Source organism: Lentzea miocenica, from assembly GCF_033949945.1.
Classification (GTDB): Bacteria; Actinomycetota; Actinomycetes; order Mycobacteriales; family Pseudonocardiaceae; genus Lentzea; species Lentzea miocenica.
The window spans coordinates 1-24,445 of record NZ_JAXAVW010000044.1; the positions used below are offsets into that span (position 1 = coordinate 1).

Here is a 24,445-nt window from a genome sequence, read left to right on the forward strand (position 1 = left end):
GGAAGCGAGGTGGGAGTCGGGACCGACGACCCCGTGCGGTCCTTCTTCTTGCCCTTCTGCCTGTCCTCACTGGGCTTGGCCGACTCCCCGGTCGGTGCCACGACACCGCCCTCCGTGCCCGCCGGCGACGAGGTGGGCGCCACCGTGCCCGGCACCGGACCTCCTGGCTGCGGTGCCCCGGGCCCGTCCGTCGTCTGCACGACGGTCACTGTGGAAGGCGTCACCGTCACGACCTGAGTCCGCGGGTCCTGGATCACGGTCTGGTCGGCGGCCGGCGCCTCGCTCCCGCCCCCGCCGAAGTTCGCCACCGCGACCGCCACCGCCGTCGCGGCCGCCGCGCAGGCGGCGGAGATCGCCAACCGCTTGCCCCGCCACTGCCGAGGCACCTCAGGCGAAACCGAGGCCGAGACCGCGGCCGGAGCCGACACCGCCGCGTCCGGCAGCAACGCGGGCAACCCGCGGCTGGCCTCGAAAGCAGCCGAGAGCGACCGGGCGCACTGTGCGGCGGTGGGCCGCCGCGTTGGATCCATCTCGGTCATCGCGGACAGCAACGACACCCAGGCCAACGGCAGGTCGATCGGAATCCGCGGCGCCCGCGCCAGCCGGGCCAGCGCGGCCTCGGCGTCACCACCGGGGTACTCGACCCGCCCGGTCAGGCACTCGAGCAGCACCAGGCCCAGCGTGTACACGTCCGCGGCCGGTCCGACGTCACCACCGCGAACCTGTTCCGGTGACAGGTATCCCGCGGTCCCCACCAGGACCCCGGACGTCGTCACCCGCGTCACCTCGGCGACCAGCGCGAGACCGAAGTCCGCCAGGTAGGCCTGCTTCTCCTCGTCGTCGAGCAGGATGTTCGACGGCTTGATGTCGCGGTGCACCACGCCGAGCGAGTGCACGTGGTCCAGCACCGACGCGATCTGGCTGCCGAACCGCGCCACGAACCGGGGCGGCAGCGGCTCGCGCATGCGCTGGCGCAGGGTACCGCCGGTGATCTCGCGCATCACGAAGTACGGGCGGCGCGACAACGTGCCGGACGCGTACACCGGGATGATGCCGGGGCATTCCAGCGACGACAGCATGGTCGCCTCGCGCTGCAACCGCAGTTCGTCGTCGGGGAGGCCGGGGCCCGCGAAGATCTTGATGGCGACCGAGGACGTGGTCGAGCGGTCGTACGCGCGATAGACCTCTGCCATGCCACCGGACCCGAGCAGCGAGCCGACCACGTAGCGATCATCGATCACCGCGCCGGTCAGGTCACCGTCCCAAGGTTCGCTCATGGGCCTCCGCTCGTTGCAAAGCAACCTAACGGGTCGCGTGGAATTCCGGCTACCCGGCCAACCTGAAGATCAAACTACGATCAGTCCCGCTTCGATCTCCCGCACCAGCACCTCATCGCGTTCCAGCTGCTCAAGGTCGATCGTCGCCAGCACCACGTACCCCAACGACGTCCACAGGTCATCGGTACGCGGAACCGTCGAACCTTCCCGGTACGGGAGCACATCACTGTGGTAACTCGGCAAAAGTGAGGAAAGCTCGTCGAACCGCACGGCGTTGGCGAGCTCTCCGGCGGCGGGCGACGACAGGTACACCGACTTCACGTGCTGATGTTGCTCGTACCTACCTACAGACGTGTCACCGTCCACGCGATGACGCACCATCCGCGTTATTTGGCTTTCTCGTGCGCCGAGCATCGAAAGTTCCTGCTGCTCGGCACCGGCCAGCCGCGCGCCGATCTCGATCAGCCGCGGGCCGTCGGCGGTGATCATGACCTCCACGTGCGCGGGACCGTTGCGCACGCCGGTCGCGTCGAGGACCTGGCAGACGTACTCGAACAGCACGTCGACCACCGGGTCGTCCGCCGCGACGAACGTGTTGGACAGGTAGATGCCGAGCCGGTCGCCGCGGCACTCCTTGGCGTACCGCCACACGGCGGCCAGGCCGTGCCGACCGTCGATCGAGTAGGTGTCCACCTCGTACTCGGTGCCGACCGCGAGTTCCTGCACGAGCACCTTGTCGTTGCGGATGTTCAGCTTGTTAACGCTTCCTAGAATCCGGTTGAACTTGGCCCGCCAGTCGTCACCCGGCCGCGCCACGAACACGTCGTCGGTACCGCCGCTCTCCTGCGGCTTCAGCACGATCGACGAGTTCTCCAGCCCCTCGCGGCGCAACCACCCGGCCACCTCGTCGGCGCAGTCCGAGCTGATCTGCCGCAGGTGTGGCACGTCAGCGGACCGCAGCGCCACGGCCATCTGCCACTTGTCCCGCCGCGCGGACGACAGGGTCAGCACGTTCGACCGGCCCGGCACGATCAGCTCGGACAACGCCTCTGCCGTCTCGACGCCGGTCTCGGTCCCCGGCACGACGGCGATCGGGGCGTGCGCGGCGAGCTTCGCCGCGAGCTCGTCCAGGTCCGACAGGACGTGGACCTCGCGGTAGTCGTCGGGAATCCACGTCTTCGCGAGTCCCGCGGGCGGCTCCGGGGTGGTCAGGACCGCGATCGCCTCGACGCCGCGCTCGGCGAACGCGGGCGCGATGCCCTTGCCGGCCGAGTAGGGATCCACCACGACGATGCTGTCCGCCACCACTGCTCCTCAGGATCGTAAAGACGTCTACCGAACGAGGAGCACAACAGCAGCGGTGTGACCAGGCATTCCTGTCTCGATTGGGCCGAGACGACCGTCACTCGAAACGCAACTTCTCGTAGGCAGGAGCTGTCACCAAACAGCCAGAAGACGCCCGCCACACCCGCGCGAGCCGGGTGCGCAGGTCGGTTCCACCGGTCAGGGCCTGGGCCACGAACTGCAGCCCGAGCAGCTCCGCGACGATCTGCTCGGCCGCGTGCCGCACGTTCACCTCGGCCCGCAACTCACCGCGTTCCCTGGCCAGCGAGAGCAGCTCGCGCACGACCGCGACCCAGCCGACCACCTGCGCGGCGGCTACGACGTCGAAGAACACCGCCTCCCGCAACAGCTTCGCGCTCACCCGCACGGTGAGGTCGGTCTCCAGCCTGCGGACGAACTCGAACGACATCGCGATCAGCGCCTGGATCGGCGACTGCTCCACCGCGAGCTGTTCGTCGCGCAACCGGTGCCACAGAAGGGACTGTTCCTCGACGATCGCGACACCGAGCGCTTCTTTAGAGCGAAAATGGCAATACAACGCGCCTTTCGACACATCGGCCCGCGCACACACAGCGGTGAGAGTGGATCCCGCGAACCCGTCGCGGTCGAACACCTCCGCGGCGGCCAGCAGGAGCTTGGCCCTCGTGCGCGTCGATTGTTCGCGTTTGACGCTCATGCCTCTGTCCGCGCGACGCCGGTCGCGACGGCGGCGGCCAGTGTGTCCGGCATCTGCCAGTACTGCTCGATCTCGCCGAGGTGCACCGAGAGCACCGCGGCGAAGCGCAGGTCCACGCGTTTTCCGGTGACGAGCACCCGCCAGCGAGCCGAGCCGACCACGGCGGCATCTCCTCCGTCGACGATCACCTGGCGCACCGCGAGCCGCTCCAGGCCGAACGTGGCGAACAGGGTCAGGAACTGGGACTCGACCTCACGACGGGTACGCGTGCCGGTCGACCATCTGGCGCCGTTCGGGTCGGGCGCCTCCCATTCGACGGCCGGCGCGCACAACCGCGCGATGCCCGGTGCGTCCTGCGCCGCGAGTCTCGCGAGGAACACCTGCACCACTTCGACCGTCGAGAGCATTTTCGCCACCTTCTCATCCCGGTCATTGCTGTCGCAACGATCACGGCTTGCTCACACTAGCCAGCCGCGCACAATGTGAGAACGCACACCCCATTGGACCAGCTCCGTTTCCCCCAAACATCCGATCGAACGATTCCGTCGGTACGCGAACTTTCAACGACCGTCGGTATCACCGCATTGCACCGACACATGATCCAGACTTTGCGGCAGGGTAGTCGGCATACCTACCCCATCACACCGAAACGGAGCAGAACCGTGCTCAAGGCAGTCCAACCAGCCCACGAGCACCAGGATGTGCCGCCCATTACCGCGCTGATTCCGCAGGCGAGGAGGGAGCAGGGCCTCACTCAGCGCGAACTTGCGGACCTGTTGTGCGAGATCTCACAAAACGACAGCGTCACCCGTGAAGAAGTGTCGAGATGGGAACGCGGCAAACGCATTCCCGGCCCCTACTGGCGCGCCTTCCTCAGCACGGCGCTCGACGTGCCGCACGCCGAGGTGGACAAAGCGGCGATCGTCGCACGCGAGACGCGCCGGGGAAGCAAGGAAGACCACTACGGTTAGCGGAGCGCGGGCAGGTCGCCTGACCTGCCCCCCGTCGTGCAACGGTGCGCCGCCCAGACCCCGCAGCCACCGTTCGTCGACGCAAGTCCCAGGCAGGCAAGGCCTTTGGCCCCCTGTAGCGGCCGGTGCGAGCAGGCCAGACTGCGATCGTGACACCCTCAGGAAACACCGTCGCAACGTGTCTGCTCCTCGCCGGTGCCGCGTTCGGCAGCTCACCGGGGGTCTCTCCGGTGAAAGTGAACGAGATCGCGCTCGGTTCGAGCGGATTCGTCGAGTTGCGCAACACCGGGACCACCTACGCAGACGTCGGAGGATGGTCCGTTCAGGCCTGCTCCGGCCGCACGCCACGAATCCTGGCCACCATCCCCCCGAACACCGTGGTGCCTCCGGGTGAATACTTCCTGATAGTGGGCAGCGCGTTCAGCGGAACTGTGCCCGCCGGACTGGTTGTGGACACCGTGGACGGTTCCGGCGTAATCGCTCGAAACCGGCACGGCGCGCACACCGACAGCGTGGGGCTGACCTCCTCATCACCGTGCCGCGAAGACGCCCCGGCAGCGCCCTGTCCACATTCTGGCCAGGACTCGTCACTCGGCCGCGACAGCGCCTCCAGCGACACCGATCACAACTCCTCCGACTTCACGTGCCGCATTCCTTCTCCAGGAGAAATCAATCCATAATCAACATTGAGTGGCCCCTTACGATGATGCGCCAAACGGGAGCAAAGTCAGTCCCGGCGGCAAGACAGGGCCAACCCCGAAGGCCCAGGTGCCGCCTGCGAGAAATTCCCGAGCAATCTCTCGAAGGGACAGGAACAATGCGTCGACTGCTGAGCGGTGCCACCGCTCTCGCATTTGCGAGCACGATCGCGTTCGCCGGAATGGCGACCGCGGCGGAGGAACCGCAGAGCCCCGAGCTCCTGGCAGTGCCGGCGGTACTCATCAACGAGGTCTCGACGATGGGCGCGAACGGCCCGCTCGACGAGGCGATCGAGATCGTCAACACCACGGACCAGCAGCTCGACCTCACCAACTGGGTGCTCAAGATCTACAACCAGCAGAACCAGGTCATCCAGACGATCCCGCTGGTCGACACGACCGGCTCCCAGATCGTGCTGGCGCCCAGGAACAACGTGGGCGACACCCTCGTGCTGACGGGCGCCGAGTTCTCCGGCACGGTCTCCACCCCGCACGTGATGCCGGTGAACTTCCTGGGTGCCGAGGGCATTCCGGTGTTCGGTGGTGTCGCGATCTTCGGCAGCAGCGCGCCGACCGCTTTCAAGATCGACGGTGTCGCGTTCTCCGCGGGTGCGGTCACGCCGAAGGAAGGCACGAACGCTGCTCCGGAAACCGCGCAGACCGCGCAGCTGAACGGCTCCAACACGCGCAACATCCTGAGCCAGGACACCAACAACAACCAGCGTGACTTCTCGTTGCAGGAACGCACCTTCTAACAGATCCACACCGCGGGTGCACCGAGTGCCCTGACCGTCGAGCCCGACGGTCAGGGCACTCCTCTGTGTGGCGCGAAGTCGCCAACGGCGACTAACCGCCGCATCTTCCTGTTTCCCAACGAATTCCGGCCCCTCATCCTGCGATGACCTGATCACCGGAGGAGGCGCCGTGATTCGACACCTGGCGGCATTGGTCATCGCCGCGGCCACGCTCGTCGCACCACCCGCGTCCGCCGCGGCACCACCGCCGCCCACGCAGACGTCCGAGGCTTCCCACCGGATCACGCTCATCACCGGTGACGTCGTCGACTACACCGAACGCCACGACGGCCGCAAACTCGCGCAGATCCACGCCGCGCCGCGGGACGGCGAGCAACCGATCTTCCACACGATGACGACGCCCAAGGGTCTGTTCGTCTACCCGTCGGACGCGATCGGCGCCGTCACGTCCGGCACCGTCGCACGGACCCTCTTCAACGTCACCGAACTCGTCCGCACCGGTCAGTCCGACGACCGCACCACCACCGTCCCGGTGCTGATGACAGGTGGCTTCTCCGCCCAGGCCCACACCAGGATCGCCAGCCTCAACGCCTCCGGCATCCACGTGGAGAAGGCCAAGGCGCGGGAGTTCTGGCAGTCGCTGGACATGAGCGCGAAATCGGGGACGCGGTTGACGTTCGACCGCCCGATCCGCGTCGCGCTCGACCAGACCACGAAGCAGATCGGTGCCCAGGAAGCCTGGAAGCTGGGCCTGGACGGCGCTGGCGTCACGGTCGCCGTCGTCGACACCGGCGTCGACGCCCAGCATCCCGACCTCGCCGGCAAGCTCACCGCCGTCGAGAACTTCTCCGACGAGCCGGACGCGACCGACCTGCACGGTCACGGCACGCACGTCGCCGCGACCATCGCGGGCACCGGCGGCAAGTACAAAGGCGTGGCCCCCGGCGCGAAACTGGTGATCGCCAAGGTGTTCAACGGCGCTGGCGAGGGCGACACCTCCCAGGTCATGGCCGGCATCGAGTGGGCGGCCCGCTCCGGCGCGAAGATCGTCAACCTCAGCCTCGGCGGCGACGTCACGGACGGCACCGACGAGCTGAGCGCCCTGGTCGACCAGCTGTCCGCCGAGACGGGCACGTTGTTCGTGGTGGCGGCGGGCAACAACGGCCCGGCCGGTCGCTCGGTCACCTCTCCCGGCGCCGCCGCGTCCGCGTTGACGGTCGGCGCGGTGGACCGGCAGAACAAGCTGGCGCAGTTCAGCAGCACCGGACCGCGCATCGGCGACGCGTGGGTGAAGCCCGAGATCAACGCACCGGGCGTCGGGGTCGTGGCCGCCCGCGCCGCCGGCACGTCGATGGGCGCCCCGGTCGACGACCTGCACACCGCCGCCTCCGGCACGTCGATGGCGACACCGCACGTGGCCGGGGCCGCGGCGATCCTCGCTCAGCAGCATCCGGACTGGTCCGCGCAGACGTTGAAGAACGCGCTCGTCACGAGTGCGGCCGACGTGGGGATGCCCTGGTACGAGCAGGGTGCGGGGCGAGTGGACGTGGCTCGTGCCGTCACGCAGAAGGCAACGGCGACCGCGGCGGCCAGCTTCGGCCGTTACGACCGGGGCACGAACAGCACGCTCACCCGCGAACTCGGCTACACCAACGACTCCGCGGTCCCGCTGACCCTGGATCTCACCGCCGGCTTCAAGGGCTGGGACGGCAAGCCCACCACCGCGTTCCGGCTCACCCCGTCCCGTCTCACCATCCCGGCCGGTGCGAAGGCCACCGCCACCCTCACCCTCGACCCCGAGGCCGGCCCGGCCGGTGTCTACGGCGGCGTCGTCACCGCCACCGGTCCGGGAACGACCTTGCGCACCCCGGTCAGCGTGTACGAGGCACCGCGGACCTTCCCGGTCTCAGTGCACGTCCGCGACGCCGCCGGGAAGCCGCCGGCACCGGCGTTCGGCCAGCTCATCGACGACTCCAACGGCGGTGACGACCTCAACGACCCGTTCGACGACACGGTCAGCTACTACTTCGACGTCGTGAACGGCGAGGGCATCGCGAACGTGCCGAGCGGCCGCTACTCCGCCGTGAGCTGGGCGACCGAGAACACCCCCGGCACCCGCCGCTGGTCCGCTCTCGCCGCACCGGAACTCACCGTCAGCGGCGCCGCGGACGTCTCGCTCGACGCCCGCAAGACGGTCCCGGTCGAGGTCGTCCCGCCGGGCCCGGCCGAGCAACGCGATCGCACGGTCACCATGCGCCGCGTGCTCCCGGGAGAACAGCAACCGCTGATCATCGAGACCTCCGCCGTGCTCGGCACCTCGCCGTGGGAGGTCCGCGCCACCCCGGCCGCCGCCGCGAAGGAGGGCGCGATCTCGTTGCAGGACAACGTCACGCTGCAGTCCGCCACGGTCTCACTGACCTCCGGTGGCCGGACGTTGAAGGCCGACGGCGACGTCGCGACCCTGTCCGCGAAGTGGGCCGGCGACGTGACCGACGGCATCAAGGTCGTCAAACTCCGGCCGGACATCCCCGCCAACATGGTGAAGGCCGCCAACGCCGCCGCGATCATCGCGGCCCAGGAAGGCAAGAAGGCACTGCTGTCCTATGTGGATGAACCCGGCGCACTCCCGCTGACCGGTCTCGCGAGCACGGCGCTGCCCTCGCTCAGCATCGGCAACGCCGACGGCGAGTTCGTGGCGAAGCAGACCACGACGAAGCTCAGCATCAAGCGCGGCCCGGAATCCGTGTTCAACCTGAGCTTCCTGGACGCCAACGGCATCCCCGCCAACCACCGCACCACGGTCGACCCCTCCAAGCTCGTCATGCGCAAGACCGCCTACCACGCCGACAAACCCGGCCTGACCGTGCAGAAGACCTGGTACCCGTTCCCGACCGGGCTGTGGCAGTCGCAGATCATGCGCGGCACCACGTTCACCCCGCCCCAGGCCTGGACCGAGTACATCGGCCCCGGCGACGACCGGATCGTCTGGAAGCGCTCGGTCACGCTGAGCGGCACGGACGCCAAGGGCCAGCGCGCCGCCATGGCCATGTACCAGGAGAACGTGTTCAGGGCGGGCCAGGCGGCCGCCGTCGAACGGTGGTTCGCGGGCCCGATGCACAGCACCGCGATCGACCTGCAGTCCGACCACCCGGCGCGCTATCCCGCGGCCGGTGACGCGTGGCGGCAGCTCTGCTCGAACTGCCGCACCGGAGACACGTTCGTCCCCGCTCTGCAGTGGACGGACGGCAACCCCGGCCACTACACGAACCCTTACCAGAACAGCAAGTTCTTCACGACCACCAAGGCCAGGCTCTTCCAGGGCACGCGGGAGATCCCGGCGAACCAGGACCCGCTCGCGTTCTACCCGACCTTCCCGTTGTCCCCCGACCCGGCCACCTACCGCCTCGACACGATCGAGACCCACGCGCCAGGAGCCGTCGCGGGAGCGGTCAACCCGGTGCTGTTCACGCTCGCGCCACGCACCGACACGAGCTGGACGTTCCAGTCCCGGCGTTCGCTCAACCCGCCACCGCGCGGCTACTCCTGCCACGCGCAGGCCCCGGCCTGTCAGTTCCAGCCGCTCATCCAGCTCCGGCACGACCTGCCGCTCGACCTCACGAACTCCGCCCCGGCCGGCAAACCGTTCGTGTACCACGTGCACGCGACCAACAGCGCGCCGATCACCGTGGTGAAGGTGCAGTGGTCGACGGACGGCGTGACGTGGCGTCCGGCGCAGATCCAGCCGGACGGTGACGGCTGGCAGGTCACGATCGACAAGCCCGCCGGTGAGGTGTGGCTGCGCACCGACGCCAGGGACGGCGCCGGGAACACGGTCACGCAGACCATCCAGAAGGCGTTCCGGGTTCAGTCCGGCTGAGCCGGATTCCGGCCCGGAGTCTGGGGCGGGGGTAGCAGGGATCCCGCGCCCCTGGCCGCGGCGCGCAGACCCGCCTGAAAACGGGTCTGCGCGCCCAGTTCCTCCATCAGCCGGTGCAACCGCCGCTGGTAGGTGCGGTAGCTCAGCCCGAGCTGTTTCGCGATGCTGCGATCCGGCAGCCCGGTGGCGAGCAACGCCAGCAGCCGCGCGTCCCCGATCGAGACCTCGTTCGAGGCGGGCTCGCCGGGCAGCGCGAGCGGCACGGCGTCCTCCCAGAACCGGGTGAACAGGGCTCCGAGCGAGTCGAGCAACGCGGACCGGTGCACGATGACCGCGCTCTCCAGCGCGGTCTCCGTGCTGTGCAACGGGATCAGTCCCAGGTGCGCGTCGGCGAGGATCATCTTCGTCGGCGCGACCGCGACCACCCGTGCCTCCTCCCCCAGCGACAGCCCCATTTCCAGGTCGGCGCGCAGGTCGTGCAGCTCCAGCGCCCGCCGCTCGTAGATCCCGCGGAACCGGACACCGCGGTTCAGCAGCTCCTCCTCCACCGGGTGCAACGACGTCGGAGGTTTGGCATACGGCGGCTTGTCCACGAACCGCACCTCGTGCCGGGCGGTGCGCATCACCTGGTCGACCCGCCGCGAGATCGCCTCCGCGCCGTGCACCACCTCCACGAGGTCGGCGGGAGCGCGTACGCCCGCCGCGCGTTCGTAGCGCACCTGCAACTCCCCCGCCAGCAACCGGTCCCTGCGCAGGTCGTCCTCGCGCCGCAGCAGGTACATCGCCAGCGCCACGTCCGGAGCGACCGCCGTGTGCAGCCCGTTCGCCTGATGGACGAAACCGAGATCGGTCAAGGACCCCAGCGCGGCGCGAACGAGCCGCTCCGCCAGTTCCGTCGCAGCACAAAGCTCCGTCACACCTAGTTGATACGAGTCCACGAGCGTCTCGTAAACCGCGAGTTCCGCCGGACGCAATCCGAGCACGCACGCCAGTATGCCGACTTCGGGCAGCCGTTGACGCGGGGCCGGAAACGGGTGTAGACATCGGTTGAAAAGGTTTACACAACCTTCTCAAGAGCCGCCGCCGCAGCTTGTGGTTTCAACGCATGCGCGCGAAAGGACGGCCGATGGAGACCAACCGCCGCGACTTCCTCAAAGTCGCCGGGGCCACCGCTGGTGTCACGATGTTGTCGGGCTCGTTCCTGAACGCACCGGTGGCGGCGGCGGAAGAGCACGCGGCGATCCCGATGGCCGAGTCGCCGTGGGACCAGGTGCCCGCGATCCTCGCCAAGATCGTGCCGCCGACCTTCCCCTCCGCCAAGTTCGACATCACCGCCTACGGCGCCAAGGGCGACGGCAAGACGAAGAACACCGAGGCGTTCAAGAAGGCCGTCGAAGCCTGCAACGCGGCGGGCGGCGGCCAGGTCGTCGTGCCGAAGGGCAGCTTCCTCACCGGCGCGATCACCTTGCTGAGCAACGTGAACCTCGTCGTCTCCGAGGGAGCCACGATCAAGTTCTCCACCGATCCCAAGGACTACCCGCTGGTCTACACCCGGTGGCAGGGCATCGAGTGCATGAACTTCTCGTCGTTCATCTACGCCCGCAAGGCCGAGAACATCGCGATCACCGGTCCCGGCCTGATCGACGGCCAGGGCCCGTCCGGCCCGTGGTTCGACTACGACGGCAAGCGGCAGCCCGACTGGGAGCAGCTGCAGAAGCAGGCCGTCGACAACAGGCCGGTGACGGACCGCAGGTTCGGCATGGGCCACTACCTCAAGCCGAACATGATCACGCTCTACGAGTGCCGGAACGTCCTCGTCGAGGGCGTGCGGCTGCGGAACTCCGCCATGTGGAACGTGCATCCGGTGCTGTGCACCAACGTGACGATCCGCAACATCTTCGTCTACAGCCGCGGCGGCATGGTCGACGGCTGCGACCCGGAAGCCTCGCAGTACGTGCACATCACGGGCTGCCGGTTCGACTGCGGTGACGACGGCATCGCGATCAAGGCCGGCCGCGACATCGACGGACGGCGGGTCGGGGTCGCGAGCGAGAACATCGTCATCGAGAACTGCTCGTTCGAGGGCCGCTGGGGCGCGCTGACGGTCGGCAGCGAGATGTCCGGCGGCGTGCGCAACGTGTTCTTCCAGGACTGCACGGTCAAGAAGGGTTCGTCGTACAAGCCGTTCCACGTCCTGTACATCAAGACGAACAAGCGGCGCGGCGGCACCGTGGAGAACGTCCACGCCCGGCGGATCAAGGCCACCGACGTCGATCGCGAGGCGATCATGGTGACGCTGAACTACAGCCTGACCGGTCCCGGCTACGGCCCGGTCGTGAACCCCAAGGTGCAGAACATCACCGCCGACGGCTTCACCGTCAACGGGGTCAAGAAGACAGCCGTCACCCTGGACGGCCTGTCCGAGTCGCACATCAAGGGCGTGACCGTCTCCAACAGCACGTTCACCGGCGTCTCGACCGCCAAACCGTCGATCAAGAACGCGGACGGCACCACGTTCACGAACGTCACCATCAACGGCAAGAAGGTCTGAGGAGAAGCCCTGTGTCCTTGTCACGTCGTGATTTCGCGCGTGTGTCCGGTCTGACGGCCGCTGGTCTCCTGCTCCCGGCAGGCGTGGCGGCAGCCTCCCCGTCCCTGCAGGGGTTCGGCAAAGACCCGTGGTGGGAAGTGCCGCTGATCTTGGCGCGCATCTGTCCTCCTCGTTTCCGAAGGAAGGACTACGACGTCACCGCGTACGGCGCGAAGGGTGACGGCCTCACCAAGAACACCGAGGCGTTCCACCGCGCGATCACGGCGTGCCACCGAGCCGGTGGGGGACGTGTCGTCGTTCCCGCGGGCACGTTCCTCACCGGCGGCATCAGACTTCTGTCCAATGTGGAGCTGCACGTCCGCGAGGGCGCGACCGTCAAGTTCTCCACCGACCCCGAGGACTACCTGCCGCTCGTGCTCACCCGCTGGGAGGGCACGCTCTGCTACAACTACCAGCCGTTCATCTACGCGTTCGAGCAGAAGAACATCGCGATCACCGGCAAGGGCACGATCGACGGCGACGCGCCCAGCGGCAAGTGGGCGAGCTGGGGCGCGGGCTCCACCGCGTTGCTGCGGCAGTGGGGCGAGGACGGCGTGCCCGTCGAGCAACGCGTCATGGGTCCCGGCAAGAACATGCGGCCGAACATGATCCAGTTCTTCCGCTGCAAGAATCTCCTCGTCGAGGACGTGCTGATCAAGAACCCGGCGATGTGGTCGCTGCACTTCGTGTTCTCGCGGAACATCACCGTGCGGCGGATCGAGATCTACTCGACGAACTCCCAGGGCGACGGCGTGGACCTGGACTCCTCTTCGTACGCCCACGTGCACGACTCGAAGTTCAACACCAACGACGACTGTGTCGTCATCAAGTGCGGACGGGATGCCGACGGACGGCGGGTCGGCATCCCGTCCACCCACATCGTGGTCGAGCGGTGCAAGTTCTCCGGCCGCTGGGGCGGGATCACCGTGGGCAGCGAGATGTCCGGTGGCGTGCGGAAGGTGTTCTGCCGCGACTGCGAGATCAACGCGCCGGACTTTCCCGGCCGCTACCCGATCAAGCACGCGCTCTACATCAAGACGAACCAGGACCGCGGCGGCGTGATCGACGGCGTCCACCTGCGCAACGTCTTCGGCCAGAACGTGGAGCGCGAGATCCTCTACGTGTCGATGTACTACCAGAACGGTGGCACCAAGGGCTTCTTCCCGCAGATCAACAACGTGACCGTCGACCGGATGCGGATCAACGGCGGCCGGACCGCGGCGACGTTCCGCGGGTTCCCCCAGTCCCACATCAAGAACGTGCTGATCTCGAACTCCACCTTCACCGGGATCACCCAGCCGAACCTGATCGAGAACACCGACAACCTGGTGTTCCGCAACACGACGATCAACGGGGTGGTGCCGGCATGAGGTTCCTGCTGGCACTCCTCCTCGTCGCGGCCGGGCTCTCGGCCGGCTCACCGGTCGCGCTGGCCGGTTCCGGCCTGTCGTGGAAAGCCGTGAACAACCCGTTCTCGCTGGACTTCCAGGACGGCAGGCGAACGCTGACCGGCCAGCGCGAGACGTTCTACCGGCTCGCGGACGGCACGCAGCACTCGTTGACGAACGTCGTTGCCCAGAAACGGGTTCCGGGCGGCGTGCGGTACGTCGTGGCGACCACGGAGGCGTCCAGGAGCGCTTCCGTGGTCGTGACGCGAACCGCTCGTGGCCTGCGGGTCGGCTGGACGCTGGAGCCCTCCACCGGCGTCGCGCAGGTGTCGGCGAACCTCACCGGGTCGTTGGAGGAGCACTTCCTCGGCGGTGGCGCACACACGATGTTCGTCGACCTGCAACGACGAGTGCTGCTGAACAAGGCGGTGTTCGTCGGCGCCTCGACGTTCGGCAAGTGCAACAAGAACGGCGCGCCGTCGACGTTCTTCATGTCCAGCGCGGGCTACGGCGTCTACGCGGACACTCGCGCCATCGGCCGCACGGCGTTCCCCGGCGCTCTCGCCGACGACCACTGCGCGGACAAGCCCGCTCCCTGTCCGGTGACGTACGGCGTCCCGGACCGGATCCAGCTGTGCTTCAAGACTTCACGGCTCGACTACGAGGTCCACGCGGGTTCGCCGGCGCAGGTCAACTCGGCGTACTTCCAGCGCGCCGGCACGCCGACCCTGCCGCCCGCGAGGCAGTTCGCGCTGACGAAGTGGCGGGACAAGTACAACCACTCCGACGAGATCGTCGAGGACGTCACGCAGTTCCAGGCACGCGGCGTCCCGCTGGACACGCTCTGGGTCGACAACCCGTGGGAACAAGGTCCGGTAGGCGCACGGCCAACGTACGCGTGCATCGGCGCGTTGAAGTTCGACAAGACGATGTATCCGGACGCACAGGGCACGATCGACTGGATGCGCTCACGTGGTGTGAACCTGGGTGTGTGGGTGGCGCCGTTCCTGAGCAAGCTGTCTGACGGCAAGGAATGCCCGCACGACTACCCCGAGGGCTCTTTCGCCCAGTCCGACCGCACCAACGTGCGGGACATCGACCTCACGAACCCGGTCGCGCGCGCTCACTACGAGGCGAAGCTCGAAGCCGTGTTCCGGATGGGCGTGAACTTCGTCAAGGGCGACCGCGGCGAGGAGCACAACTTCGAGGAGACGACGTTCGCCGGCGGGCCCGGCACGCTGATCCACAACCAGTATCCGTTGCTGTACGCGGAATCCGTGGTGAAGATGCTGCGGAAGGTGCACGGCGACAACTACACGACGTTGTTCCGCGCGGGCGGCGACGGGATGCCGACGCTGCTGCGCGGGTTCTGGCAGGCCGACGCGGACATGAGCTTCGACGGGCTGCGGCTGACGACCCGGCGCGGCATCAACTCGTGGATCTCCGGCCACCCCGTGCACGGCTCGGACATCGGCGGCTACCGCAACCTCGGTGGCGGGCCGTCGGAGTCGCTGTTCGTGCGGTGGGCGCAGCAGTCCGCGGTGACGCCGGTGTTCCAGGTCGGCAGCTCGGGCCGCAACTCGACGCCGTGGGTGTACGACCCGGCGACGTTCGACCGGTTCAAGCGCGCCGCCGTCCTGCACTACGAGCTGTTCCCGTACCTCTACGCGCAGGCCGTGCGGGCGTCTCGCGACGGCACGCCGATCACGCGGCCGATGGCGTTCCGGTATCCGCGCGAGGAGGCTGCCTGGAAAGCTGACCAGCAGTTCATGGTCGGGCCCGACCTCCTCGCGGCTCCGGTGACAGCCGATCGCGCCGAAGCCGATGGCGCGGCCGGCAAGCCCACGCCGGTGGACGTGTGGCTGCCTCCCGGCGAGTGGATCGACCTGTACAGCGGTACGACGGTGGCCGGTGGGCGAACAATCACACGTGAGACCACTTTGGACGAATCGCCGCTCTACCTGCGGGCTTCCTCCGCGATGCCGTTCAACTTCCGGACGCCGGACATCTGGGCGAAGCCGTGGGGTGTCAACGACCTCGACCGGAAGGACCGCGCGGGCTGGCTGGTGTCGCCCACCGCCGACGGCAGGTTCGGCAACCTCCAGGCCGACTCGTTCGGCAAGCACCTCCTGGTCCGGCTCAAGGACGCGCCTCAGGAATCGCAGCTCATGATTCCGGCCGGGGTGAAACGGGTGGTGATCGACGGCAAGGTCGTGGAGGCCTCGACCGTCGAGGAACTGCGCTCCAAGACGACGGGCTGGGCGTCACTCTCCTCAACGCCCGGCACGTTCGGCGGCACGGTGCTGAAGCTCCTACCCCGACATGGCTCCAGCACCGTGCTGCTATCTCTGTGAGTTCGTGTCGGTCGTCCGGTCGCCTCTTCGGGTCAACCGCCGGAGGCGATTCGGCCCGAAGCGGTGGCCGGACGACCGACTTCTCGACGAACTCACCGCCGTCTGCGGAGCAGCGGCAATAAGACACAGACAGGCCTTCCACAGGCGCTTCACAGGAAATGGCCGCAATCTGGTGCCCATGACGGACAACCACGACCGCGGCCTCCAGTTCGACCTCGCCACGCTCTTCGGGCGCCGGCGGGCGTTGTCGCTGATCGGCGGCGCAGGCCTCACGCTCGTGGCCTGCGCCCCGTCGACCACCACCACGTCCCCCTCGACCACGACCACCACCGGTTCGGCCGGAACGACCGCTGACGGCAGCCCGCTGGCCGCGATCCCCGAGGAGACCGCCGGTCCCTACCCCGGTGACGGCTCCAACGGCCCGAACGCGCTCACCCAGAGCGGCATCGTGCGCTCGGACATCCGGTCCAGCTTCGGTTCCTCGACCCGCACGGCCGAGGGCGTGCGGCTGACCATCGAGCTGACCGTCCAGAACCCCGACGGCAAGCCGTTCGCCGGTGCCGCCGTCTACCTCTGGCACTGCGACATCAACGGCGACTACTCGATGTACTCGGACCGCGTGAAGAGCGAGAACTTCCTGCGTGGCGTCCAGGAGGCCGACAGCTCCGGGAAACTGAAGTTCGTCAGCGTCTTCCCCGGCGCGTACTCGGGACGCTGGCCGCACATCCACTTCGAGGTCTACCCGACGCTGGCAGCGGCCACCAGCGCGGGCAACAAGGTCACGACGTCCCAGCTCGCGTTGCCCGAGACGACGTGCAAGGAGGTCTACGGCACGACCGGGTACACGCAGAGCGTCCAGAACATGTCGCGGACCTCCCTGAAGCAGGACATGGTGTTCCGCGACGGGGTGGACCACCAGATGGCGACCATGTCGGGGAACGTCCAGTCCGGCTACACCGCCGCGCTGACCTTCGCCGTCGACTGAGCCGCGCCGGCTCGGAATCGAGTGGCGTCGTCGCACGTGGTCGATCGAAGATGGCGCCATGGCCGTGCAGCAGGTGACGTTGCGGAAGATGACGATCGCGGAGTACCGGTCCGCGACCGACCATCGTGAAGCCGAGTCGGTGCGTGTGCTCAGCAGGACGATGCCGGAACAGGTCGCGCTGGAGCGGGTCCGGAGTGGCACCACGAGATTCCTCCCCGACGGCCTCGGCACGGCCGGCCACCATCTGCTGACGGCCGAGAACGAGCTCGGCGAGGCAGTGGGGAACGCGTGGATCGGCCCGGACCCCGGGCAGGTCACCGGCACGGCGAGCTCCGCATGGCTGTACGACATCAACGTCTTCCCTACACACAGACGTCTCGGATACGGATCCGCCATCCTCACGGCCGCTGAAGCGCTCATCGCTCGTGAGGGTATGACGGTGCTCGGCTTGAACGTCGTCGGTGACAAACGAGGCGGCGATCGCCCTGTATCGCCCGTGAGGCCGCGGTCGCCCGGCCGAAGGGCTCCGGCCGGACGGACCTGACTCGACGCGGTTCTAGCTGACGAGCCGCCAGAGCGCAGGGGTGACCGGTGGCGTCCAGTCCAGCTGGGACCTGTGTGCCTGACGGCACACGTACGTCTGTCCCCTGTAGACGATCACGTCGTCGATCGCGTACGCCGTGGCGTTGGCCCACGCGGGCAGGATCGGGATGTCCGACAGGAACACGTTGGCCTCCACGTCCGTGCCGGTGTTCTGCTCGATGATCTGGCCCAGCGTGCGCCGGTAGGAGATCCCGTACCGGGCCTGGATGTCGGCCAGCACCGGGTCGTTGAGGTAGAAGAACCGGTCGCCGTCACGAAGGTTCTCGAACTGCTTCTTCCAGATCGCCTCCTGCAGCTCGCCCAGCTCGTGGCCGGAGCGGTGCGGTTCGGCCGACATGCCGACGAACGCGTCGAGCCGGTTCACGTCGCTGTACATCGCCCGCATCCGGGCGGCGTCGCTGGACCGGCGGACGCCCGTGACACCCATCGCGTCGGCGGCGGCCGCGACGTCGAGCGGGACCACGTTGCCGGCGCCGTCGCGCAGGCGGACGAAGTCCAGGGTGTCGGGGTCGTTGACCGGGTCGTTCGGGTTGATCAACGGGTCGTTCGGGAAGGTGCTGCTGGATTCCCCGGTGATCGCGTTGAAGGTGGTCTTCTGGGCGAGCCCGTACGCGCGCCGCAGGTCGTTGTAGAGCGGCAGACCGTGGTCACGGCCGCGTGCGATGTCGATCGCCGCGAGGTCCGTCACGGCACGGAAGCACTGCGGCAGCTGCGGACCGTCGAGGCAGCCGGGGTTGCCCGGTACCGGGATCTGGAACAGGACGCTGCGCAGCTGGTTGTCGATCTGCGCGTCGTTCTTGTACTCCGGCTCGGCGCCGATGCCCTTCAGCACCGGTCCGAGGCCGATGCCCCTGAGCAGGTCCGGGTTGAAGAACGCGATGTTCAGCGGCACGACGAGAACGACGTTGCCGTCCTCGTGCTCGACCTCGATGCCCTGTGCCTCGAAGGCTTCCAGCTGCGCTTCGGTGTACGTCCCCTCTGGTGCGATGGGTTCGAGCTCGCCGTGGATGAAGCTGTGCGCCCGGTAGCCGACGACCGCGAACTCGTTGGACAGCGCGGCGTTCACATTCGGGTTGTAACCGCGGTACGGCGCCAGGGACACGCCGAGCGCGGGCAGGAACTCGGTGTAGGTGATGTACTGCTGCTCGGCGCCGACCACCCGGCGCGCGATGTCGAACGCCGTCGCAGCGGGCAGGCTGCGGGGCAGCGCGTTGACGATCCTGTTGTGTTCCAGGGCGAACAACGAGTGCGTTGCGGTGAGCGCCGCGTTCTCGTTCGCTCGGACGTCGCCCGCCACCATCGCCCGGCCGGGGGTCGCCCGGAGCCGGCCGTCGGCGGCCATCACCGGCGCCGTGGACGCGTTGCCTCTGAAGTCCCGCCTCGGCAGGAACCCGTTGTCCAGCAACAGACGCGCACCGTTGTTGGCGAGATTTCCGTCGACCGGGCCCTCCCTCAACCACTCGACGCGCGCCGCGTCGGAGCCGTAGACGCTGGACCCGTCGATGTAGCTGTCGACGGTGTTGATCTGCTGGCGGACGGTGTTCCCGGTCCCCGTGCCGGGAGCGGCCGGGGTGCGCTGGAACCCGATGTTCCCGATGTCGTTGCGGAACTCCTCGAGCGGATCACTTCGGTTGAACGGGATGGGAGCGTTCTCTCCTCCAGCCTCCTGCCGCAGGCCGAAGGTGTGGTCCATGAACTGACCCCACACGAAACCCCATTGGGACACACCACGTTCGGAGAACAGGTTCTGCGCGGAGTCGTTGTACAACCGGTTGCTGACGTACCTCTCGTTCGGCCCGCCCAACGGCCGGGCAACGCCGTCCGCATACCGCGCCGCGGCGACGCGCAGGTACTCGGTGTTGGTCTTGCCCCACTCCGGATGGGCGAGGTTGTTGCAGCTGCCGTCCAACGTGCGAGTGCTCAGATCGGTGCACGCCAAGACGTCCAGCGGCTTCGCGGAAACGCCGGCCGAGCCGGTCAGCACCAGCACAGCGGCGGCGGCGACGGGCAGCAATGTACCCATGTCGAATTGCCTTCTTTCGGATCCCTTTCGTCGTGGCGGCGGATTTCCGGCCGAGGGGGACCAGCCCGGCCAGGGACGCACGCTACGCGCGCCGACGCGTCCCGGATAAGGACACGAATCTCTTAAGGCCTGTTCAGCGCCAGCCACAGCTCCGCGCGCAGGCCGGGCGAGTCCATCGACCTGTTCAACGCCTGCTCCGCCTTGCGCACACGGTTGCGCAACGTGTGCCGGTGCACGCCGAGTTCCGCGGCGGCGGGATCCCAGGCGCCGTGGTGCGCCAGCCAGACCCTGAGCGTTGCGCGGGATTCCTCGTCCAGCGGGCGGAGCAACGCGTCCACGAAGCCGTCGGGGACCGTGACACCGCCGCCCGCGAAGTCCTCGAACCTGCGGATACCGGCCCGCTTCGCCTGCTGCGCCTCGCGATAGCCACGTGCGACCTCTCGAACGTCCACTTCGGACGAACCGAAGCCGTCGGTCTCCTGCGTCAGCGCGACTACGTGGCCTTCGTGCTCGGCCCAGAAAACGTCGTCCGGCGGTTCGTCCACGATGAACACCCGGAACCGCTCGGGGAGGCCCTCGACCGGCAGTCCCGCCAGCAGCAGACGGAACTGGCCGGACCGCAGTTCGCGCTGGGCCGCGTCAACGGCATCGTTCTGGGCGAGCGCGAGGGTGAGCAGTGAGGCCGCCGTGTTGACGATGCTGAGGTCGGCCGCGTCGAGCGGAGCGGTGGTGCCGACGGCGAGCTGTCCCCTGGCCCTGCTTCCGAGCATCTGCAGGAACACGTGCCAGCCGCCCGTCTCGAACGCGGCACTCGCCAGCCCGCCCGCGGTGCGCAGCCTCGCCGCCTCCGCGGTCAGGTCCGGGAGCGGGCGCGAGTCGCGGGCGGGCGCCGGCCGAGGTGAGTCCGGGCGCGAGTCGCGGACGGGCACCGGCTGGGTCAGGTCCGGGACGAGGCGCGGGTTGTGTGCGTGGACGGGTTCCCCGGCGGCGTCGAGCAGAACGACCCAGCCGTTGATCCACTGGCCGAGCCTGCGCACCACTCCCCCGACACCCGCCCTCACCGCGGCCCGGCTCAGTGCCCGCTGCGCTTCGCTGGTCCTGGTCAGCGCGGCGTACTCGTCCGCGGCGAGCGCCTTCGACACCGCCTTGCTGATCGCGATGAACGGCACCTCCCGCGGCACCTCCACGAGCCCCAGACCCGCCCTCTCCGCCGCCTCCACCAGTGCCACGGGCACCACGTCGTGGCCCAGCCCGGTGCCGAAGCCGAGCCCGACCACACCGGCGCGCACGAGCCGTTCGACATAGCCCTCGCCAACGGCAGTCAGGCCGGTGGTCAGCAGCAGCTCGCCGCCCTCCACGAACGGCGTGGGGTCCGCGAGCTCCGTGCCGTGCACCCACCCGACCGGCTTCGACACGTCCCCGGCGAGCACGGGAAGCCGCAACGTCCGCGCGAGTTCGTCCAACGTGATGGGCATGTGCCAATTTGTACAACCAGAGACCAATAGATCGCCATTTCAGACACTGCAAACCGCCTTGACCAGGGTCATGCTGGGCACCATGACCCGACTGCGCACCGCGATCCCAGGTCCCAAATCGCTGGAACTCCAGGCGCGGCGCAAGGACGCCGTGGCCGCGGGAGTCGGCTCGACGCTGCCCGTCTACATCGACTCGGCCGACGACGGGCTGCTGATCGACGTCGACGGCAACCAGCTCATCGACCTCGGCTCCGGCATCGCCGTGACGAACGTCGGCAACCCGGCACCCGCCGTCGCCGAGGCGGTGCACGCGCAGATCGACAGGTTCAGCCACACCTGCTTCATGATCACGCCGTACGAGGGCTACCTCGAGGTGTGCGAGGAGCTCAACGCCCTGACGCCCGGCGACCACGAGAAGCGGTCGGTGCTGTTCAACTCCGGTGCCGAGGCCGTGGAGAACGCGGTCAAGATCGCCCGGCACGTCACCGGCAGGCAGGCCGTCGTGGTGTTCGACCACGGCTACCACGGCCGCACGAACCTCACGATGGCGTTGACCGCCAAGAACATGCCGTACAAGCACCGGTTCGGGCCGTTCGCGCCCGAGGTCTACCGGGTGCCGGCGTCCTACCCGCTGCACGACGGCCTGACCGGCGCCGAGGCGGCCGCGCGGGCCATCGCCGCCGTCGAGAAGCAGGTCGGCGGGGACAACACCGCCGCCGTCGTGATCGAGCCGATCCAGGGCGAGGGCGGGTTCATCGCGCCCGCCGCGGGTTTCCTGCCCGCGATCGCCGAGTGGTGCCGTGAGCGCGGTGTCCTGTTCGTCGCCGACGAGATCCAGACAGGCTTCTGCCGCACCGGTTCGTGGTTCGCCTCCGACCACGAGAACGTGGTGCCGGACCTGATCACCACGGCCAAGGGCATCGCGGGCGGCCTGCCGCTCGCCGCCGTGACGGGCCGCGCCGAGATCATGGACGCCGTGCACGTCGGTGGCCTCGGTGGCACCTACGGCGGCAATCCCGTGGCGTGCGCCGCCGCACTCGGCGCCATCCGCACGATGCGCGAGCGCGACCTCAACGCCGCTGCTCAGCGCATCGAGGAAACCGTACTGGCGCGCCTCCGTGCCGTCGCTGAGAAGACCGACATCATCGCGGACATCCGCGGCCGTGGCGCGATGCTCGCGATCGAGTTCACCGAACGCACGCCCGATGTCGCCGCACGCGTGGCAAAGGCGTGCCACGACCAGGGTGTCGTCGTGCTGACGTGCGGCACTTACGGCAACGTGATCCGTCTGCTGCCTCCGCTGGTCATCCCGGACGACCTGCTCGCCGAAGGCCTCGACGTGCTCGAAGGAGCTCTGCTCGCATGATTCCGTTCAACACCCCCGAAGACGTCGAACGCGCGGTCGCCGCGGCCTCTGCCGTCGCACCCGAACTCGCCTCCCTGCCCGCACACCGCCGTGCCGCCGCGCTGGACCACGTGTCGCGCGGGCTGGCCGAGCGCGCTGAGGAGTTCGCGCAGGCCATCACCGACGACTCCGGCAAGCCGCTGAAGTGGGCGCGCATCGAGGTGACCCGCGCGATCTCCACGTTCCGCTGGGCCGCGGAGGAAGCCCGCCGGTTCTCCGGTGAGCTGCAGCGCCTCGACACCGACCCGTCCGCCGAGGGCCGCCTGGCCCTGGTCCGCCGGGTGGCGCGCGGCCCGGTGCTCGGCATCGCGCCGTTCAACTTCCCGCTGAACCTGGTGGCGCACAAGGTCGCTCCGGCGCTGGCCGTCGGCGCGCCGATCGTGCTCAAGCCCGCGCCCGCCACCCCGAAGGTCGCGTTCCTGCTGGGCACGCTGCTCGCCGAAACCGACCTCCCGGACGGCGCGTGGTCCGTCCTTCATCTGTCCAATGAGGACACCGCACGCCTCGTCGAGGACCCGCGCCTGCCGGTGGTCTCGTTCACCGGCTCCGGCCCGGTCGGCTGGGGCATCAAGGAACGCGTGCCGCGCAAGCACGTGACCCTCGAACTGGGCGGCAACGCGGCCGCGATCGTCGCCCCCGACTGGCTGGACCTCGAGTTCGCCGCCCAGCGCATCGCCACGTTCGCGATGTACCAGGCGGGCCAGTCGTGCATCTCGGTGCAGCGCGTCTACGTGCACACCGACATCTACGACGCCCTGTCCGAGGCCATCGTGCAGCACGTCAACAAACTCGACGTGGCGGGCGACGTCGGCCCGTTGATCAACGACGCCGCCGCCGACCGCGTCGAAGCCTGGGTGCGCGAAGCGTCCGCGACCGTGCTGACCGGCGGCACCCGTGACGGCCGGACCTACGCGCCCACCGTGCTGACCGACGTGCCGGAAGACGCGAAGGTGAGCGCCGAGGAGGTGTTCGGCCCGGTCGTGACGCTGACCAGGGTGGACAGCGTCGAGGAGGCCTTCGACCGCGTCAACGCCTCGCGCTACGGCCTGCAGGCCGGCCTGTTCACGAACGACGTGCGGCTGGCTTTCCGTGCCGCCCAACGACTCCAGGTCGGCGGCGTGATCGTCGGCGACGTGCCGAGCTACCGCGCGGACCAGATGCCGTACGGCGGCGTGAAGGAGTCCGGCATCGGCCGCGAGGGACTCCGCGCGGCCATGGAGGACCTCACGGAGCCCCGCGTGCTCGTGCTGACGGGCCTGGAGCTCTAAACGCCTGCCACGGAACGGATCCAGTCGCGGTGATGTGCCACGCTCGCGTACTGGGTCCTCACGTAGTCGCCGGTGGAGCACACGCCCACCTGGACACCGTAGCCGTCGAGCTGAGGACCGCCGGAGTCACCGTATCCGGCGGTCCCGGTCGCCCACCGGGTCTCGACGGCGACGCCGCCGTAGGCGTCCCGCGACGTGCCGATCACGGTGACCGCGGCGCGTTTGAGGATCGGCGAGATGGAGTCGCAGCACTCGTAGTCGGTCGTGCCCCAGCCGTAGATGTGGTGCGTGCTCCCGACTTCCGGCGCCTGATCGGCCAGCCTCACGTACTCCGTGTCCACTTCGGACTCCAGCCGCATCAGCCGCAGGTCCGCCGCCGGATGTTCGACGTGCTCGATGATCGCCCGGTACGCGCCCTGACCGAGGTCGATGTCGCCGACACGCACGCTGTCCCCCCAGCAGTGCCGCGCGGTCAGCACCCACTCCGGCGCGATGATCGATCCCGTGCAGCCGAACGAACCGCCGTTCTGCAACTGGACCGCCCACGGCGCGTTGGTCACGAACTCGCCGCCGACGATGTACGGCTTCACCTCGGCCTGGGCCGCGGTCCCGGCGAACGTCAGCACGAGCGCGAGAGCAAGAATTCTGATCTTCACGGTCACCCCTTCTCAGGTTCACCGGCGGCGTGAGCCCGAGGCTCCCACGGTTTACTGACTGACCACTCAGTCGAAAATTCGCGTGCAACGAGCCGAAAGG

Annotated in this window: 19 protein-coding genes; 11 read left to right on the plus strand and 8 right to left on the minus strand. The window is 68.4% G+C overall.

Going from position 1 to position 24,445, the window contains the following annotated elements; all coding sequences use genetic code 11:
- From SK803_RS39790 to SK803_RS39805, 4 genes are all read right to left on the minus strand, one after another.
- A partial coding sequence (locus tag SK803_RS39790) for a serine/threonine-protein kinase (protein WP_319971372.1) occupies positions 1–1,277 on the minus strand: 1,277 nt, incomplete at its 3' end.
- A 69-nt stretch (positions 1,278–1,346) separates the two neighbouring features.
- The gene (locus SK803_RS39795) at positions 1,347–2,582 is read right to left on the minus strand and encodes an ATP-grasp domain-containing protein (protein WP_319971373.1); all 1,236 of its coding nucleotides are present in this window, start codon (positions 2,580–2,582) and stop codon (positions 1,347–1,349) included.
- A gap of 97 nt (positions 2,583–2,679) precedes the next feature.
- Positions 2,680–3,297, minus strand: coding sequence for a ScbR family autoregulator-binding transcription factor (locus SK803_RS39800; RefSeq protein WP_319971374.1), 618 nt, complete (start codon positions 3,295–3,297; stop codon positions 2,680–2,682).
- Positions 3,294–3,704: a nuclear transport factor 2 family protein gene (locus SK803_RS39805; protein WP_319971375.1), complete on the minus strand. Its 411-nt coding sequence runs from the start codon at positions 3,702–3,704 to the stop codon at positions 3,294–3,296. The genes SK803_RS39800 and SK803_RS39805 overlap by 4 nt, the downstream gene beginning before the upstream one ends.
- A gap of 255 nt (positions 3,705–3,959) precedes the next feature.
- On the opposite strand from SK803_RS39805, the gene SK803_RS39810 reads away from it, so the two are divergent.
- The 4 genes from SK803_RS39810 (at position 3,960) to SK803_RS39825 (ending at position 9,598) form a co-directional block, all read left to right on the plus strand.
- A complete protein-coding gene (locus tag SK803_RS39810) occupies positions 3,960–4,268 on the plus strand; it encodes a helix-turn-helix transcriptional regulator (RefSeq protein WP_319971376.1) in 309 nt (102 codons plus the stop codon).
- Between the two features lie 230 nt (positions 4,269–4,498).
- Positions 4,499–4,948: a lamin tail domain-containing protein gene (locus SK803_RS39815; protein WP_319971377.1), complete on the plus strand. Its 450-nt coding sequence runs from the start codon at positions 4,499–4,501 to the stop codon at positions 4,946–4,948.
- A gap of 137 nt (positions 4,949–5,085) precedes the next feature.
- Positions 5,086–5,721 (plus strand): lamin tail domain-containing protein, encoded by a 636-nt coding sequence (locus SK803_RS39820; RefSeq protein ID WP_319971378.1) that lies wholly within the window; start codon positions 5,086–5,088, stop codon positions 5,719–5,721.
- 169 nt (positions 5,722–5,890) lie between these two features.
- A complete protein-coding gene (locus SK803_RS39825; RefSeq protein WP_319971379.1) occupies positions 5,891–9,598 on the plus strand; it encodes a S8 family peptidase in 3,708 nt (1,235 codons plus the stop codon).
- Here SK803_RS39825 and SK803_RS39830 read toward each other — a convergent pair.
- The gene (locus tag SK803_RS39830) at positions 9,586–10,581 is read right to left on the minus strand and encodes a helix-turn-helix domain-containing protein (RefSeq protein WP_319971380.1); all 996 of its coding nucleotides are present in this window, start codon (positions 10,579–10,581) and stop codon (positions 9,586–9,588) included. The two genes, SK803_RS39825 and SK803_RS39830, sit on opposite strands and share 13 nt — an antisense overlap.
- A 143-nt stretch (positions 10,582–10,724) precedes the next feature.
- Between SK803_RS39830 and SK803_RS39835 the strand changes: the two genes are divergently transcribed.
- From SK803_RS39835 to SK803_RS39855, 5 genes are all read left to right on the plus strand, one after another.
- The gene (locus SK803_RS39835) at positions 10,725–12,149 is read left to right on the plus strand and encodes a glycoside hydrolase family 28 protein (protein WP_319971381.1); all 1,425 of its coding nucleotides are present in this window, start codon (positions 10,725–10,727) and stop codon (positions 12,147–12,149) included.
- Positions 12,150–12,160: 11 nt separating this feature from the next.
- Positions 12,161–13,558: a glycoside hydrolase family 28 protein gene (locus SK803_RS39840; RefSeq protein WP_319971382.1), complete on the plus strand. Its 1,398-nt coding sequence runs from the start codon at positions 12,161–12,163 to the stop codon at positions 13,556–13,558.
- A complete protein-coding gene (locus SK803_RS39845) occupies positions 13,555–15,930 on the plus strand; it encodes a TIM-barrel domain-containing protein (RefSeq protein WP_319971383.1) in 2,376 nt (791 codons plus the stop codon). Before SK803_RS39840 ends, SK803_RS39845 begins: the two co-directional genes overlap by 4 nt.
- Positions 15,931–16,108: 178 nt before the next feature.
- The gene (locus SK803_RS39850) at positions 16,109–16,915 is read left to right on the plus strand and encodes a dioxygenase family protein (RefSeq protein WP_319971384.1); all 807 of its coding nucleotides are present in this window, start codon (positions 16,109–16,111) and stop codon (positions 16,913–16,915) included.
- Between the two features lie 58 nt (positions 16,916–16,973).
- Positions 16,974–17,459 carry a GNAT family N-acetyltransferase gene (locus SK803_RS39855; RefSeq protein WP_319971385.1) on the plus strand — a complete coding sequence of 162 codons (486 nt, stop codon included), beginning with the start codon at positions 16,974–16,976 and terminating at the stop codon, positions 17,457–17,459.
- Between the two features lie 12 nt (positions 17,460–17,471).
- Here SK803_RS39855 and SK803_RS39860 read toward each other — a convergent pair whose 3' ends face one another.
- A complete protein-coding gene (locus SK803_RS39860) occupies positions 17,472–19,541 on the minus strand; it encodes a peroxidase family protein (RefSeq protein ID WP_319971386.1) in 2,070 nt (689 codons plus the stop codon).
- 122 nt (positions 19,542–19,663) lie between these two features.
- A complete protein-coding gene (locus tag SK803_RS39865) occupies positions 19,664–21,016 on the minus strand; it encodes a PucR family transcriptional regulator ligand-binding domain-containing protein (protein ID WP_319971387.1) in 1,353 nt (450 codons plus the stop codon).
- Between the two features lie 82 nt (positions 21,017–21,098).
- On the opposite strand from SK803_RS39865, the gene gabT reads away from it, so the two are divergent.
- Together gabT and SK803_RS39875 are read left to right on the plus strand one after the other, a co-directional pair.
- Positions 21,099–22,382: a 4-aminobutyrate--2-oxoglutarate transaminase gene (gene gabT / locus SK803_RS39870; protein WP_319971388.1), complete on the plus strand. Its 1,284-nt coding sequence runs from the start codon at positions 21,099–21,101 to the stop codon at positions 22,380–22,382.
- A complete protein-coding gene (locus SK803_RS39875; RefSeq protein WP_319971389.1) occupies positions 22,379–23,689 on the plus strand; it encodes an aldehyde dehydrogenase family protein in 1,311 nt (436 codons plus the stop codon). Before gabT ends, SK803_RS39875 begins: the two co-directional genes overlap by 4 nt.
- Here SK803_RS39875 and SK803_RS39880 read toward each other — a convergent pair.
- Positions 23,686–24,345, minus strand: a complete 660-nt coding sequence (locus SK803_RS39880; protein WP_319971390.1) for a S1 family peptidase — start codon at positions 24,343–24,345, stop codon at positions 23,686–23,688. The two genes, SK803_RS39875 and SK803_RS39880, sit on opposite strands and share 4 nt — an antisense overlap.
- Positions 24,346–24,445: the final 100 nt, after the last annotated feature.

Bases quoted from the DNA above. Each gene is read 5' to 3' on its own strand.
- SK803_RS39800 (WP_319971374.1), bottom strand. From the start codon at position 3,297: ATGAGCGTCAAACGCGAACAATCGACGCGCACGAGGGCCAAGCTCCTG.
- SK803_RS39805 (WP_319971375.1), bottom strand. From the start codon at position 3,704: ATGCTCTCGACGGTCGAAGTGGTGCAGGTGTTCCTCGCGAGACTCGCG.
- SK803_RS39820 (WP_319971378.1), top strand. From the start codon at position 5,086: ATGCGTCGACTGCTGAGCGGTGCCACCGCTCTCGCATTTGCGAGCACG.
- SK803_RS39835 (WP_319971381.1), top strand. From the start codon at position 10,725: ATGGAGACCAACCGCCGCGACTTCCTCAAAGTCGCCGGGGCCACCGCT.
- SK803_RS39845 (WP_319971383.1), top strand. From the start codon at position 13,555: ATGAGGTTCCTGCTGGCACTCCTCCTCGTCGCGGCCGGGCTCTCGGCC.
- SK803_RS39850 (WP_319971384.1), top strand. From the start codon at position 16,109: ATGACGGACAACCACGACCGCGGCCTCCAGTTCGACCTCGCCACGCTC.
- SK803_RS39855 (WP_319971385.1), top strand. From the start codon at position 16,974: ATGGCCGTGCAGCAGGTGACGTTGCGGAAGATGACGATCGCGGAGTAC.
- SK803_RS39860 (WP_319971386.1), bottom strand. From the start codon at position 19,541: ATGGGTACATTGCTGCCCGTCGCCGCCGCCGCTGTGCTGGTGCTGACC.
- SK803_RS39865 (WP_319971387.1), bottom strand. From the start codon at position 21,016: ATGCCCATCACGTTGGACGAACTCGCGCGGACGTTGCGGCTTCCCGTG.
- gabT (WP_319971388.1), top strand. From the start codon at position 21,099: ATGACCCGACTGCGCACCGCGATCCCAGGTCCCAAATCGCTGGAACTC.
- SK803_RS39875 (WP_319971389.1), top strand. From the start codon at position 22,379: ATGATTCCGTTCAACACCCCCGAAGACGTCGAACGCGCGGTCGCCGCG.